Below are 15,059 nucleotides of genomic sequence, written 5' to 3'. Positions count from 1 at the left end.
AAAATATGAGTTACTGTCCTTGTTGTTCAGATTTACTATTACAACATGTACGCGGTTCAGAGCTATACTGGTTTTGCCGCCGTTGTTGGCAAGAAATGCCAGTATTAGGGGAAATCAAATCCAATCCATTATTGGCAGATGTAGCAGAGGATTTACCCAAAGTTTTAGCACACCGCAGAAATAATCATGCTGAGTTGGCTACGAATACACGTATCCGACATAGCGGGTGGATAGGTATCCAAGATATCCCCGCTTAATAAATAAAGTCATTAGTCATTTGTCAATGGTCATTTGTCATTGGTAAGAATTTTCGGAGTATTGACGGTTTTTAACAATAGTTTAGGCTATTTTTATCGACTTACTTATAATCAATATTCTGAAGTCAATAGTTGATAAGTAAAAATTGATAATTCTTAACCATTGACAAATGACAAATGACCATTGACCATTGACCATATTGCCGAGAATATTAGCGTTTGGGAAATTTGCGGATTTTGCGAATAGGACGCATGGTTTCTCTACCTAATATAAATAGTCCTGCGACACCTAAGCAAACAAACCACACATATTGATACCAAAACTTCTGCATTTGTTCAATTGAATTTACTTGAAAATTTAAGGTTTTCAAATGCAGTAATAATATAACTAACATCAACGCACCAAAACCGACAAAGCTTAAACCTACACGCATCCTCGCAGGACGTAAATCAAAATCACCGATTTCCTCTAGGTTAATTTCTGCTAACTCTTTTAAAGATTCGTCAGCTAAAGATGAGGCTGTTTCTAATTTGTTACTTAACTTTGGTGGTAAAATTGGCAGGAGTTTTGCTACTGTGGGACGGCGTAGTAAAGCTTCTGTATCTCGCAGCAGTTCCAAAGGCTTGCGAGCATCAGTAGATGGCAATTCCATGTTATCTGTAGCAGTGGTAGCAGTAGTTTTACCTTCAAAATCCATACATAGTAAGCCTGAGAGTCACTAGAATATTAATCAATAGCCTAGCGAATGACCTAGTAGCTATGCAAATAAAAGGCAGTCTCGATGAAAAATTGCGATTTTAAATACCCAATCAATTTGTAGTGCGTAAAGCCTTCTCTTCTCCCAAGGGGAGACGCTACGCGTTAAGCGAAGCTATGCCGTTCGCGTAGCGTCTCGTTCGCGTAGCGTGTCCGTTGGCGCAGCCTCCCGCAGGGAAGGACAAACGTCTCGCTCGCTTTAGAACAACAGCGAGCAAGATACTCGCACTACGGAAATATGGGTAATTTATTTTTTGTAAATCCCCTAGTCCCTAGTAGTCTGTCAGGGTTGAAATGAGGGACAGTAGTGTGAGCGTCTCGCTCACGCGGGCAAGACTTCGGCGTGAGCGCTCAGTCGAACGCTGCCCGCACTACCAAAAATTCCTCAAAACAAAATTGACAGACTACTAGCCCCTAGCCCCTAAAAGGTCGGGAAACGCTATATTTTATTCAAATAGTTGCATATCAGAAATCATTATGTCTTCTGCTCAAGATTTAGCACTGATATCAGAAGATGCACCAGAAGATGTTATATTTCCTCCTGGTGACTTATACAGTGATGAACCGCCTTTGGAAACAGAATTGCACTTGCGGCAAATATTGCTGTTGATTCAGTGTTTAGAATGGTGCTGGAAAGAGCGTCAAGATTTCTACGCTTGCGGTAATATGACAGTATATTACAGTCCCCGTCAGCGTAAATCTGAGCAGTTTAGAGGCCCTGATTTTTTTGTAGTTTTAAATAGCGATCGCAAAACGCGCAAAAGTTGGGTAGTCTGGGAAGAAGATGGTAAATACCCAAATGTCATTGTCGAAATTCTGTCTGATAAAACCGCAAGCACCGATAGAGGCTTGAAAAAGGAAATTTATCAAGATATTTGGCGGACTCCTGATTATTTTTGGTTTGACCCAGACAGTTTAGAATTTAAGGGATTTCATTTATTAGATGGTCGTTATCAACCACTGCAAGCAAATGAAGCAGGTTTGCTGTGGAGTCAGCAATTAGAGCTATATTTAGGCGTTCATCAATCGAAATTGCGCTTTTTCACTGCTGATGGACAACTTGTACCCACACCGGAAGAAGTAGCACAGCAGGAACAGCAACAGCGCCAACAAGCACAACAGCAGCTTGCAGAAATGGAAGCGATGCTAGCTCGATATAAAGAAAGATTTGGGGAGCTACCAGAGTAAGGGACTTCCAACTAAAAAAATATACTATCACTGTGTAGGCAGAGGGGCAGGGAGCAGGCTTCCGCCGTGAGCGTCAGCCGAACGGGAGCAGGGGGAAAAATAAAAATATCTTCTTTCGGAAATTGGATAATTTATTTTCTGGAAGTCCCTAACTTGAGTTTGATATCGCAATCCTATTTAATATGTGAACAAACGGCACAAGGAAGATAAGTATTTGTGATTAATTTAGGATTACTATCGCCTAATACCAATTTAAAAAAAAGAATGGGACACATGGTAGGGGTATAGCAATGCCCATACGTGTCAACTTAAGTTCAAACGCCTACCCCACCAGCTTTTTACCCCTCCCCTTTTTCCCCTCCCCGTAAACGGGGAGGGGAGGTTTTGCGTCAGCAAAGCCGGGGTGGGGTGACGCGGATCTTGATGGTAAGTGAGACAATTCACTCATCACGTATTGGCAAGACTTTCACGTTAAGTTGACACGTATGAGCAATGCCATACCCCGAAGCGAAATCTATGATGTTTTAGTGTTTTTCATTTACACAATTTGTTATCAAAACAAATGCGATCGCCAAAAACAATCAAGCCTAGCTACACAGCAGCTGATTGTCAAACATAGCCATTTTTGAGCAAGCAATATACTTTTTTATCTGCGGAAAACACTAAAATGAGTGCGTGATTTACCTAAATAAGTAGATGAAATAGTATTTTACCTGCGGAAAACACTAAAATGAGTGCGCGATTTACCGAAACGAGTAAGCGATAAGGCTTTTTAAGTAGGTGGAATGGTATTTTATTTGCGGAAAACACAATAATGAGAACTCGTTAAGCCTTAACGAGAAGGTGAAATGACTTTTTGCTTACTGAAAATAGGAAAATGAGTACTTGATTTTGATAAATGAGAAAGCGATCGCCTTTTTTGTTTACTAAAAATTTAAAAATGAGTCCTAAATATGTGTAAATGAGAAAGCTGGCACATTTTGCGCAAAAAAATTGACTTTAGCCTTTTCCCCGCAAGAAAATCAAGTTCCTTGCTAATAGCCAAAGTCATCTAAATATTGATGTGCGGCAAAAACTAGTCAACAGTCAACAGTCAATAGTCAATAGTCAACAGTCAACAGTCAACAGCTATAAACTAGGATTATCCGTCAGTACTTGATTGCACAACAGAGCATTAAAGTACTGACTGAGTAACCATTCAATATTGTTTGCGAAAATCCTAGTAGGTTATCGCAGAGATAGCGATCGCGCTTTTACTTAAATAAAGCCAATTCGGTTAATTGGCCAAAAGCGAAATGTCGCTCTACCAATGATATATTTTTGCGGTAAAAAACCCCAGTAGCGAGAGTCATTACTATCATTGCGATTATCTCCCATGACAAAAAACTCGCCTTCGGGAACTGTGTGGGGTGAATAAGGACTATTTGCTGGTTCCGCAATGTAATCTTCTGCCAAAGCTTTACCATCTAAGTAAACCTTACCACGGGCAACGCTGACTGTTTCTCCTGGTTGACCAATGACACGCTTGATAAAAGCTTGATCTTGAGGATATCCGCGCCGTTGTAGTTCTTCTGGTGGCTGAAAAACAACAATATCTCCAGTTTGGGGAGGGTGAAAACGGTAAGAGATTTTTTCTACCACCAAGCGATCGCCTGTATGTAATGTGGGTAACATAGAATCAGAAGGGATATAGCGCGGTTCGGCAATAAACGTGCGAATCGCAAATGCTAACACCAACGCGATCGCCATCAAAATCAAATTTTCTTGCCAACTACGCCATATTTTTGACGCCGCCGCAGTATCTTTCACATCACTTTCGTGAGTAGTCATAGAATTTTTCAGCCAGTTAAAAAAGTGGAACAAATACCTTGATTATTTTGATGCTCAAGGTATACTTGTAATCAAGCTGGGTTTTAAGCAATAACCCCGACAATTATTAATATATAGGGCTATCGCATCTACCAATTATAGGCAAAAGCGCTGATATTAACCTATAGCCTGTATATCTCGATACAAGGCAATTATTAGGTATAGTAAAAAGGTAATTAAAATACTGTTACCTAACTGTTGCAATTATAAGGCAAGGTTTTATAACATTCTGCGTTTAATTGTCTGATTCAGAAAAGTAAACTAGTTGCCGACTGGTGGCGCGATACAGCCAGTCGGTTTTTTCTTTGGTCAATGGTCAATGGTCAATGGTCAATGGTCAATGGTCAATGGTCAATGGTCAATGGTCAATGGTCATTTGTTATTTATTATTTATTATTTTTTTTGCTTGCGGCATTTTTATCAATAAAATAAAAATATGACTTTTCAATATAGTGATGCAATTGTCACGATAGCAACTGTTAACTTGGATGCTGTAGTGAGCTTCTATACAAAGCTTTTAGGGCAAAATCCTATATCTGTGATACCTAAAGTGTATGCTGAGTTTCAGTTATCTGGATTGCGGCTAGGTATTTTTAAACCCAAAAGCACAAATGAGGCAGAATTTGAAAGTGCAACCAAAAGTAAGATAAGTTTGTGTTTAGAGGTGAGTAACTTAGAAACAGCGATCGCTCATCTCACATCTTTAGGTTATGCTCCACCGGGAAAAATTGCGATCGCATCCCACGGTAGAGAAATCTATGCTTACGATCCTGATGGCAATCGTTTAATTTTACATCAAGCCACTAAACAAAGTTATTCCGAACAAACGACTAATGACTAATGACTATTGACCATTGACCATTGACCATTGACTATTGACCAAGGACAAATAACATAATGTCACTAACACAAAACTATAAATTAAACGTTATCCAATGGTATCCCGGCCACATTGCCAAAGCGGAAAAGAATCTCAAAGAACAGCTAAAGCGGGTAGATGTGGTGCTAGAAGTCAGAGATGCGCGGATTCCCTTAGCGACACACCATCCGCAAATTGATGAATGGGTGGGGAGTAAAACGCGATTGTTAATATTGAATCGCCTAGATATGATTTCACCCCAAGTGCGATCGCTATGGGTAGACTACTTTAAACGCCAGGGAGAAGTAGTCTATTCTACCAATGCTCAACATGGTCAAGGTGTGTCGGCTGTGTTAAAAGCAGCACAAGCAGCTGGTGTAGAATTAAATCAAAGAAGACGCGATCGCGGAATGTTACCCCGTCCAGTACGTGCGGTAGTCATTGGTTTTCCCAATGTAGGGAAATCAGCCTTAATTAACCGCCTATTAGGAAAACGGGTAGTAGAAAGCGCAGCGCGTCCGGGTGTAACTCGTCAATTACGCTGGGTACGTATTTCCGATCAATTAGAATTATTAGATGCGCCTGGTGTCATTCCCCTAAAATTAGAAGACCAAGAAGCCGCATTAAAATTAGCCATTTGTGATGATATTGGCGAAGCATCTTATGATAATCAACTCGTAGCCGCAGAACTCGTTAACGTGTTGAATTACCTGCAAGATGTCGCTACAGAATTATTACCAAAAAAACCCTTAGAATCTCGCTATGAACTTGATTCTTCACCCCATATAGGCGATGTATATTTGCACCTTTTAGCCGAACATCGTTACAAAGGAGATGTAGAAAGAGCCGCCAGACAATTATTAACAGATTATCGTAAAGGTTTACTCGGCGAAATCCCCTTAGAAATTCCGCCAAACTAATTCGCAATACTGCGACTTAACTCAGTAAAAATTAGTAATTTCTAGTACCTTTCTAGTAATTAACCTATCTACTCATCCCTTACGGTTGCTGATATATTTTGCTGTCTATTTTTCGCAAACATTGAGACTTATACCAACTTTCTATGAAATTTCACCTAATTCTTCTCAAAGACATAAAACCGAAAAACCTCTGCGTACCTTTGCGTTAACCTTAGCGTACCTTTGCGTTAAAAAAAGCAAATCTTTGTACACCTCACAAATAAAAAAAGTCCCCAACATAAAGCTGAGGACTCAACTTAAAATTAAGGTGCATCTACCATCTCTATATCCATCACAATTTTGTAGAATCGGGAAGAATTAGATTTATTACAGAAACTTTATAAAAATCTCTTATTAATCAAGACTTAAATACTGAAACTATCGCCCCTAGTGGTTAGCTTATTTCCCTGTTCCCTGTTCCCATTCATTTTTTGTAAATTAATATAACTCAAAATCAGCAATTACTCATTCTCCATAGTTTGCAACACCTTGAGATATAAATTTTCTACTCTCTGAATCTGTAACTCACCAAACGAAGCATAATTAAGCAAACCAGGAGAACCATTCACCTCAATTAAAGTATAATCTTCCATTGGCTGAGTAATATCACTAGTAATAATATCTACACCCGCTAAACGTAAACTCATATCCTTAGTAATATTAATAGCCAATTCTTGAAAATCTGGATGAATTTTTTCAGTTAAATCAACTGCTTCACCGCCACTTGATAAATTTGCATTATCTAAAAGATAAACAATATTATTTTTTGGCATTACAGTATCAAAACCGAGCTTTTGTCTAGTTAACTTTTTTTGGATTCTAAAATCTTCTAAATCAATCAATCTTCTCCCACTTTGATTTAATTCAAACTGTTTTTTTTGCAAAAGTTCACTAATAGTAGCTTGTCCATCACCAATTATAAATAAAGGTATTCTTTGATAGGTAATAAATACTTCATCATCTAGCACTACAACTCTGTAATCATTACCCCCATGAAATCTTTCAACAATCAAACCTGATGTAACTTGAAAAATTTTCTTAGCTACTTGATAATATTCGCGTTTATTATAAACCTTAGTTACCAAAGTACCTTGACTCAAATTAAGCGGCTTGACAATTACAGGAAATCCTAAATATTTAGCATATTCAAAGCCTTCATCAATATTTCTTAAAGTATTAATTCTTTGACACAATTCCTTATTAAAAAATGTTTTACCTTCAGGAACTCTATACCCCAAATGCCTGAGAAAGAAGCTAGAACAACCTTTATCTTTAGCAATTTCAGCCGCACCAAAACCATTAATGTTGAATTGTGTTGACCGAAAGACAGTAGTTTTGCCGTTTTTAAAAGTAATGTGACCAGCAAATTTACATTCAGGATCGATTAATAATACCGCTCCTATCTGTTCAACAACTTTTTGCAGTATTGAGACAACAAATGGTGGTTTCATTTTTATAAATTATTAAATTGAAACTGCAGGTAATCTACAAATTTAGATAACCTTTGCTCATGACAAATAATTCCAGAGAGGTCATCCTCGCTAAACGTACTCTGATACGTTGAGGTTTATTTGTAGTTTTATTAATAAGGCATGAAAAACGGACACATATATCTTCAAGTGTTATGTACTAAATTGTCAATCCTGGTCTTAGTCTCAAATTTATTCAGTAATTGACTCAAAATCTTGATTGATTCCTGCTTAATTAAGCATGAATGATACCTCTGACTACTAGGGGGTCACACCCATTGTAGTAGTTATCTGACAATGATTACCCCTAAAAATGCCAAGTCAAGCACAGACATTTTTTTGACAATCTGATGAGGGGTCTTACCCTTTATTTGCTACCAGTAGTTTAGCAAGTAGTAAACATGAAACTATTCAGTTTTTCCCAAACATTTAACACTAAGTGTTGACAACCTAAAAATAATGTATTAATAAGGTTGCATCAAGATTTAAAAGGCGTTAGTGAAACATCCCCACCAAGAGAATTACTAACGCCCTTGGCTTTAACTCGTAGGGATATCTAGACGATGCTACAAAATACCGATTACGATGCTTCCGCAGCAGACAATCAAGCAAAAGCTTACAGAAACCGCTTAAATGCTTGGGCAATCACTCGTATTAGTCCTGATGCAAAACCAGTGATTGTGGCTAGATTCCGCACTCGTTCTGATGCAGACGGGTATCTGCGGCACTTACGCCAGGTAATGTCAAATACTACCTTCGAGATTATTGTTGATTATCAACGCGATGAAGCAGTTGCTAGCAGCTAAAAATATCAGATTTTAGCGATTATGTTTTACCTTAAGTAAGGATTTATCTGACTGAATGTTATTTTTAATATTTTGGATTTTGGCTCAAATAATTATTGCAACTAAAATCTAAAATCATTGAACTCGGTAAGAAACATCCTCAAGGATTTTTCACTAGCATTTGGCAATGAAAAAGGCGAACTTAATGTTCGCCTCTTCTCCAATAATGTTATGGTGTTGCTTAATTCATTGGAAATCCTAAATTTTTGCTTCTTCTTTCACCAACTTATCCCAACCTAAATCTTTTAAGCTGTTATTGCGACGGAGGGGACGAGTTACTAATTCGAGAATGTCACGGGCATTGCCAAAGCCATGAATTTGGGCAAAAGTGAACTCTACAGACCATTTAGTGTTAATTCCCCTAGCTTCCAGTGGGTTAGCATGAGCCATCCCAGTAATGACTAAATCTGGCTTCAAATCATAAATTCGTTGAACTTGATTGTAATTATCTGGCTTTTCAACAATCTTAGGCAGAGGTGCGCCCATTTCATGACAGGTTTGTTCTAATAGGGCTAACTCAGCAGCTTGATAGCGCTTATCCATGTAAGGAATGCCGATTTCGGGAACTGTCATCCCACAGCGCACCAAGAAGCGTGCTAAAGAAATTTCTAATAAGTTATCACCCATGAAGAATACCGATTTGCCGCGAATTAGTTTGACGTATTCTTCTAAACCAGCCCAGATTTGCGCTTCTCGTTCATCTAAGCCTTTAGGGGTAATACCAAACACAGAGCAAATTTTTTCTACCCAAGCGCGAGTACCATCAGGGCCGATAGGGAAGGGTGCGCCAATTAGTTTACATTTACGACGGCGCATTAAAGTTGTCGCAGTTCGGCTAAGGAAGGGGTTAACTCCAGAAACGTAATAGCCTTCTTCTAGAACTGGTAATTCAGTGAAGCGTTTTGCGGGTAACCAGCCAGAAACTTTAATACCTTGTTTTTTTAATTCTAGGGTTAACTGAGTTACCACGGGATCGGGAAGGGAACCGAACAGTACCAAGGGTGGATGATTGACATACTCAGCTTCTTCTTGAACTACTTCTTCTTTCTTTTTACCAAAGTTAAGCAGTTTAGAAATAGCGTTGCGTTCGTTTTTGTCTGTTTCGGCTACAGGGGCTTTATCGGGACAGCGATTAGCCATTGCAGCTAAGACAGTATCTTCGCCTTGGGTAAAGGCATAATCTAGCCCATTGGCACGCGCTACAACAATGGGAATACCAATTTCACCTTCTAACTTGGGTGCTAAACCTTCCAAGTCCATTTTGATAATTTCTGTGGTGCAAGTGCCAATCCAGACAATTACACTAGGATTGCGATCGCGTTTTATTTGCAAGCACAATCGCTTTAATTCTTCATAATCGTTCAGCTGTGCCGAAATGTCTCCCTCTTCCAACTCTGCCATTGCATAACGGGGTTCGGCAAAAATCATTACCCCCATCGCGTTTTGTAGGAAGTACCCACAAGTTTTAGTTCCAATCACCAAAAAGAAACTATCTTCAATTTTTTGGTATAACCATGCTACGCAGCTAATTGGGCAGAAAGTGTGGTAATTTCCAGTTTCACACTCAAAGTTTAAAGCTTCTGGTTGTTGAGCGATAGTCATTTTGGTTGTTTCTCCCCTTGAATTTTAAAGCGAACAAGGCAGGTGAACATAGGGTAGGTATGTGGGGAAAGAATTATTCTTCCCCCAAATTCCAGTGATATGGCACATAGCACCAGCCAGCAATCCCTAAATTCAACAGGAACGCTAATAATTTAAGCGTTGGGGAAGAGACGGGCAATTTCGGAGTCATCAAAAACGCCAGCTGGCAGTTCTTCCCCTAAAAATTCGTTGTTATCATCACCCTTATTTAGTGATGTTTCATCACCCCAGACATCAGATAAAACATCGCTAAAAGCGTTATCTTCTGTTGAGTTCAACTCTTCGAGTACTTCGGCATCTAACTTGATTTCTGATGCAACGGTTGTATCGAAAGAAATTTCCCCAAAATCTTCTAAATCTGCACTAGATGTATTTTGGAACTCATTTTTTGGGTTTTGTCCGTTCAGTGCATTTTTGGTTGAAGTTGAATCAACAATGGTAAATTCTTGTGCGATCGCTGCATCAGCAAAGCTATTAAAATGAGCATTCATTGATGTTTCTTCTGGGAGATTTTCATCAATGATGGACACTACATCATTATGGTAATTCTCTGGCTCTGCTTTAGGAATAAAGCTGTTACCAAGAGCCATGTCTGGGTCAAAATGTAAATCCAGTACTTCAATTAGGGTATCAGCGTCAGGATTCAGTTTAGAAAAAGGTAGCATTAACTGCGCTAATTTTGGCTCTAGCACGTTAACAACTCCCAGGATGAGGTAAGAAGGCGGTCGTTTCCCTCCATCAGGGGTATATACTGATTCCACCTGCATGTGGAGAGCAATCCAGTCACGATTTGTCTGGAAAAAAAGTAACCATTTTTGCTTTAACGATTCTGTAAAGCTATGAAAGAAAGTCATGAGATTTTCCCCATCCTGAGATTTTGATGATTTATACAATCATCAAGTCTAATTCCTCTTCCGGATTACGTACCTGGGGTTTACTCGGATTTAAATAAAAATCGGATAACAAAGAGAACAATTCTCTATCTTGAGCATCGTTAGGCACAACGCCCTCTGGTCGCGCCAAAATTTGGTCGGCAATATTGAGATAATAATCGCAAACGTAGTTTAAGGATGGGTCAGATTCTGCCATTTCAAATAAAGTCTTACCCTTAACTCGCGACACCCGAATATCTTCAATTAAAGGCAGAACTTCCAAAACTGGCATTGGCACTGCTTCTACATATTTCTCAATCAAATCGCGCTTGGAGGTGCGATTACCAATTAAACCTGCTAGGCGTAATGGGTGAGTTCTGGCTTTTTCTCTGACTGATGCAGCAATGCGATTGGCAGCAAATAAAGCATCAAAGCCGTTATCTGTGACAATCATGCAGTAATCAGCATAGTTGAGTGGTGCTGCAAAACCACCGCAAACAACGTCACCTAATACATCAAACAGAATTACATCGTACTCATCAAAGGCGTTGAGTTCTTTCAGTAATTTCACGGTCTCGCCAACTACGTAACCACCACATCCTGCACCAGCCGGCGGCCCGCCTGCCTCAACGCAATCAACGCCACCATATCCTTTGTATATTACGTCTTCTGGCCAAACGTCTTCGTAGTGGTAATCCTTTTCTTGTAGGGTATCAATAATTGTAGGAATTAAAAAGCCTGTGAGGGTAAAGGTACTGTCATGTTTAGGATCGCAGCCAATTTGCAACACTTTCTTGCCGCGTTTTGCTAGGGCGACTGAGATGTTACAGCTTGTTGTGGATTTGCCGATTCCACCTTTTCCATAAACTGCTAGTTTCACTGCTTTTGCCTCTTATAGTTTATTGTCAAACTTTTAGCTGAAACATTTACCTTCACCTAGCCGGAGATGGCGATGCGTGAGGTCTTGTGTTTGTCATTATTGTCCAAATTCAACGGAAAATAAAGGGTCTGTAAATATGCAAAATGGCGATAATGGAATTATAAGAGTTTAAAGATACATATTTATCTTTAAAAAACATTAAAAAATTCCCAAAAGTCTTAAAAACATCAAATTATTTTTTTTGTAAATTTTTAAAATAAAAAGAGTTACAATAGACAAAAATATTAAATTCATTTTTGTCAATACTTTAAATAAGTTTGGATGATGCTCATCGGACTATCTCAAAGTCAATATCAAGAGATCCCAGTTTCAGTTGTGCTGGTAGACATACAAGTCAGAAAGATTATCTATTGGCGCTAAGAAGCATCTGAAGATGCAATTAATATTAAAGCGAGCTTATTTAGGTATTTATGATGACTAGGGCTATAAAATACGATATTTTTCCCAGATTACATTTATTTTGATAGTTCTCAATTCTGCTTTGAGAGCGCTTAAGCCTAGATATATATATAGTAGGTGAGATTTTCGCCAGCAACCTCGGCAAGAGAAGAAACCTGAAAATAGAGATAAAACACCCACCTATTTAGGCTGAAATACTTACAGCATAAGCAGACGGGCTTGATTTATTGAGAAAAATCTTTCAAGTTATGCGATCGCGATCGCGGAATTTTTGGTTAAAGTGCTTTTTATATGCAACAAATTATTAAATTTTGAGTGAGTGGGCATTGGGCATTGGGCATCCTTTCGACTTCGCTCAAGGCGAGTGGGCATTGGGCAGAGACGCGATGAATCGCGTCTGTACAATTGTCTCCCTTGTCCCCTAGCCCCTACGCGAAGTCTTCGAGTTGTGCAATTTCTTTGAGTGGTTGCCAGCCTGCTTGCCATTGGGAGTTATCTTGTAATAATTTGGCGTTGAGCCAGAAGCGAACTTTTGGATCGCAAGCTGCAACCATTTCGGCGTAAACCCAATTACCTTGATTTTTGCGATTGACGACTTGGAAATGTCGCCAACCATCTACTTTTTGCTGGGCTGTCCATTTAGAACCCAGGAGGTAAGGAAATTTCTGTTTTTTAGGCATTTTTTATGAGTCAATAGTCAATGGTCAATGGTCATTTGTTATTTATGTAACAAAATAAGTCCGTAGTCAGGACTTTAATCCTCGATTTTGAGGCACTAAAGTGCTTACTACGAACTTAACAAAAGTTTATAGAAAAATGACTAGGCGATCGCAGCGACTTTATCAGAAAAATGGGTTTAAAACCCCGTCGTTCTACGACGGCTTGGCAGTATGCTAAATTGTAGATGGTCACTGACCCGCCCGGATTTAAGATACTCCAAAACAAACAGCAAGGTTGAAAGTCCTGTCAGAGTTGCGATCAGAAATAGGGGAAGCAAAAAGGCAACGGCGTTGTCCGACCTTGGAGGCAAACAAGTATTTTGCTTGCATACAAAATGGAAAACAGTCGCCATAGGGCATTGGGAGACTCTAAACGGACGTAGAGCGAAGGTAAGACTACTTCGGTAGCGCATTGCTGTGAAGCGTCAAGGAATCCTCGCTCCTTCAGGACGAGGAGGTATGTCAACTAATAAGCCTTGAAACATCCGCAAACCATCTTCACCACCTAAAATTGGGTCAGATGCTCTCTCAGGATGGGGCATCATGCCTAAAACGTTGCCTTGGCGGTTGCAAATCCCCGCGATGCTATTTAAGGAACCGTTGGGATTTTCACCTGCGTAACGGAATACTACTTGCCCGTTATCTTCTAATTCTGCCAGGGTGGCTTTATCTGCATAATATCGACCTTCGCCGTGAGCAACTGGTATGGTAATCATTTCACCAGGTGCGTAGCCTTGCGTCCAAGGTAAATCGGTACGCTCAACTTTTAACGGCAAGCGATCGCAAATAAAATGTAAATCCTGATTTCTCGTCAGAATTCCTGGTAACAAGCCTGCTTCTGTTAAGACTTGAAAACCATTGCAAATCCCCAAAACAAACTTACCCTTTTGAGCATGTTCTACAACTTGCTGCATAACTGGCGAAAAACGGGCGATCGCACCACAACGTAAATAATCCCCGTAACTAAAACCACCAGGGATAACAATTACATCTAAATCAGCAATATCAGTCTCTTGATGCCATACCATGCGAGTTGGTTGCCCAAGTACATCTCTAGTTACATAGGCAACATCGCGATCGCAATTAGAACCGGGAAAAACGATTACACCAAATTTTGTCATTTGTCAATGGTCAATGGTCATTAGTCATTAGTCATTGGTCATTTGTTAGAGACGCGATTAATCGCGTCTGTACAATTTTCATTCATCCCTCTAGCCCCTAGCCCCTAGCCCCTAGCCCCTAGCCCCTAGCCCCTAGCCCCTAAAACACGCCTGTCTGTGTTTCGACTTCAATTAGTTCAAAACGATAATTTTCGATTACTGGATTGGCTAGCATTTGGTCGCAGATGCGATCCAAGTCTTGACGGGCTTTGGCTTCTTGGGTTGAGGTAATGGTCAATTCAATGTACTTTCCAATCCTCACCTGTTCTACGTTGTCGTATCCTAGTTGCTTTAGACCAGATTGCACAGCCACACCGGCTGGGTCTAAAACAGAAGGACGGAGTGTCACGAAAATTTTGGCTAAATACTTCCTTTGCATGGGCGATCGCTAAATGCTGCGATCGCTATACTATAACTTTCTGTTCCAACTGAGTAAAAATAAGATTATGAAGCGATTATAGTTAATTCATTCAGCGAGCCTGTATGAGAGCTTCAACCAAGCGCTAAATTAAAAAAATTATTTATGAGAGCTATACGCACCCGCAGTCAGGAGAGAATTCTAAATCTTTTGAAAACCATCAAACAAGGAATTTCCGCACAAGATATATACGTGGAATTACGTAATCTTAATCAAAGTATGGGATTAGCAACAGTTTACCGCTCCTTAGAAGCTTTAAAACTAGAAGGAATGGTACAAGTACGGACTTTAGCCAATGGTGAAGCCTTATATAGTCTAGCGCAGCAAGATAAACATCACCTCACCTGCTTGCAATGTGGTATCTCAATTCCGATTAATCAATGTCCAGTACATGACTTAGAAGATAAGTTAGAAGCCAATCATAAGTTTAAAATTTTTTATCATACTCTGGAGTTTTTCGGATTGTGTAACCAGTGTCAAAGCGAGCAAGCGTCGCAGATTGGTCATTAGAGACGCGATGAATCGCGTCTGTACAATTGTTATTTGTATTCCTGTTTTATAAATGGAAATGGGACAGGAGAAATTAGAAAAATAACAAGCCTAGTAATAACTTGATTGTATTAATTTATATGCTGACGACGATAAATTTCGCTGTCAGCTTTTTTGATGGTGAAAGCAATAACATGGGATTTTTTTTATACTATTGT

Annotated in this window: 16 protein-coding genes; 6 read left to right on the top strand and 10 right to left on the bottom strand. The window is 39.5% G+C overall.

Annotation, left to right across the window (positions count from 1 at the left end; all coding sequences use genetic code 11):
• The first annotated feature begins 5 nt into the window (after window positions 1–5).
• Window positions 6–257 (top strand): hypothetical protein, encoded by a 252-nt coding sequence (locus tag AACW45_RS25810; RefSeq protein WP_190635735.1) that lies wholly within the window; start codon window positions 6–8, stop codon window positions 255–257.
• A 212-nt stretch (window positions 258–469) separates the two neighbouring features.
• Here AACW45_RS25810 and AACW45_RS25805 read toward each other — a convergent pair whose 3' ends face one another.
• Window positions 470–955, bottom strand: a complete 486-nt coding sequence (locus AACW45_RS25805) for a hypothetical protein (RefSeq protein ID WP_190635696.1) — start codon at window positions 953–955, stop codon at window positions 470–472.
• Window positions 956–1,491: 536 nt separating this feature from the next.
• Here AACW45_RS25805 and AACW45_RS25800 point away from each other — a divergent pair.
• Window positions 1,492–2,202, top strand: coding sequence for a Uma2 family endonuclease (locus AACW45_RS25800; RefSeq protein ID WP_190635694.1), 711 nt, complete (start codon window positions 1,492–1,494; stop codon window positions 2,200–2,202).
• Between the two features lie 1,257 nt (window positions 2,203–3,459).
• On the opposite strand, the gene lepB is transcribed toward AACW45_RS25800, so the two are convergent.
• Window positions 3,460–4,032 carry a signal peptidase I gene (lepB, locus tag AACW45_RS25795; RefSeq protein WP_190635693.1) on the bottom strand — a complete coding sequence of 191 codons (573 nt, stop codon included), beginning with the start codon at window positions 4,030–4,032 and terminating at the stop codon, window positions 3,460–3,462.
• A gap of 475 nt (window positions 4,033–4,507) precedes the next feature.
• Here lepB and AACW45_RS25790 point away from each other — a divergent pair, with 475 nt between their 5' ends.
• Together AACW45_RS25790 and ylqF are read left to right on the top strand one after the other, a co-directional pair.
• A complete protein-coding gene (locus tag AACW45_RS25790) occupies window positions 4,508–4,912 on the top strand; it encodes a VOC family protein (protein WP_190635691.1) in 405 nt (134 codons plus the stop codon).
• 56 nt (window positions 4,913–4,968) lie between these two features.
• Window positions 4,969–5,850 carry a ribosome biogenesis GTPase YlqF gene (ylqF, locus tag AACW45_RS25785; protein WP_190635689.1) on the top strand — a complete coding sequence of 294 codons (882 nt, stop codon included), beginning with the start codon at window positions 4,969–4,971 and terminating at the stop codon, window positions 5,848–5,850.
• 500 nt (window positions 5,851–6,350) lie between these two features.
• Here ylqF and AACW45_RS25780 read toward each other — a convergent pair whose 3' ends face one another.
• Window positions 6,351–7,340: a cyanophycin synthetase gene (locus tag AACW45_RS25780; protein WP_190635687.1), complete on the bottom strand. Its 990-nt coding sequence runs from the start codon at window positions 7,338–7,340 to the stop codon at window positions 6,351–6,353.
• Window positions 7,341–7,921: 581 nt separating this feature from the next.
• On the opposite strand from AACW45_RS25780, the gene AACW45_RS25775 reads away from it, so the two are divergent.
• Window positions 7,922–8,164, top strand: a complete 243-nt coding sequence (locus AACW45_RS25775) for a hypothetical protein (RefSeq protein ID WP_096642897.1) — start codon at window positions 7,922–7,924, stop codon at window positions 8,162–8,164.
• 237 nt (window positions 8,165–8,401) lie between these two features.
• On the opposite strand, the gene AACW45_RS25770 is transcribed toward AACW45_RS25775, so the two are convergent.
• The 7 genes from AACW45_RS25770 to purS all read right to left on the bottom strand — a co-directional run bounded on the left by AACW45_RS25770 (window position 8,402) and on the right by purS (window position 14,313).
• The gene (locus AACW45_RS25770) at window positions 8,402–9,805 is read right to left on the bottom strand and encodes a ferredoxin:protochlorophyllide reductase (ATP-dependent) subunit N (protein WP_190635685.1); all 1,404 of its coding nucleotides are present in this window, start codon (window positions 9,803–9,805) and stop codon (window positions 8,402–8,404) included.
• A 152-nt stretch (window positions 9,806–9,957) separates the two neighbouring features.
• The gene (locus AACW45_RS25765; protein ID WP_190635683.1) at window positions 9,958–10,698 is read right to left on the bottom strand and encodes a DUF5331 domain-containing protein; all 741 of its coding nucleotides are present in this window, start codon (window positions 10,696–10,698) and stop codon (window positions 9,958–9,960) included.
• Window positions 10,699–10,729: 31 nt separating this feature from the next.
• Window positions 10,730–11,596, bottom strand: coding sequence for a ferredoxin:protochlorophyllide reductase (ATP-dependent) iron-sulfur ATP-binding protein (gene bchL / locus AACW45_RS25760; RefSeq protein WP_096642900.1), 867 nt, complete (start codon window positions 11,594–11,596; stop codon window positions 10,730–10,732).
• A 705-nt stretch (window positions 11,597–12,301) separates the two neighbouring features.
• Complete coding sequence (locus AACW45_RS25755) at window positions 12,302–12,427, bottom strand: hypothetical protein (RefSeq protein ID WP_277880439.1); 126 nt, start codon at window positions 12,425–12,427, stop codon at window positions 12,302–12,304.
• A gap of 56 nt (window positions 12,428–12,483) precedes the next feature.
• Window positions 12,484–12,735 carry a TIGR02450 family Trp-rich protein gene (locus AACW45_RS25750; protein WP_096642901.1) on the bottom strand — a complete coding sequence of 84 codons (252 nt, stop codon included), beginning with the start codon at window positions 12,733–12,735 and terminating at the stop codon, window positions 12,484–12,486.
• 464 nt (window positions 12,736–13,199) lie between these two features.
• The gene (gene purQ, locus AACW45_RS25745; RefSeq protein ID WP_190635682.1) at window positions 13,200–13,895 is read right to left on the bottom strand and encodes a phosphoribosylformylglycinamidine synthase subunit PurQ; all 696 of its coding nucleotides are present in this window, start codon (window positions 13,893–13,895) and stop codon (window positions 13,200–13,202) included.
• A 139-nt stretch (window positions 13,896–14,034) separates the two neighbouring features.
• The gene (gene purS / locus AACW45_RS25740) at window positions 14,035–14,313 is read right to left on the bottom strand and encodes a phosphoribosylformylglycinamidine synthase subunit PurS (protein WP_096642903.1); all 279 of its coding nucleotides are present in this window, start codon (window positions 14,311–14,313) and stop codon (window positions 14,035–14,037) included.
• A 144-nt stretch (window positions 14,314–14,457) separates the two neighbouring features.
• Here purS and AACW45_RS25735 point away from each other — a divergent pair, with 144 nt between their 5' ends.
• Window positions 14,458–14,862, top strand: coding sequence for a Fur family transcriptional regulator (locus tag AACW45_RS25735; RefSeq protein ID WP_190635681.1), 405 nt, complete (start codon window positions 14,458–14,460; stop codon window positions 14,860–14,862).
• Window positions 14,863–15,059: the final 197 nt, after the last annotated feature.

It is taken from the genome of Calothrix sp. FACHB-168 (assembly GCF_963889195.1).
Taxonomy (GTDB): Bacteria; Cyanobacteriota; Cyanobacteriia; order Cyanobacteriales; family Nostocaceae; genus Aulosira; species Aulosira anomala_A.
Note: the sequence above shows the minus strand (reverse complement) of the source record. Positions and strands in the feature narration are given on the sequence as shown.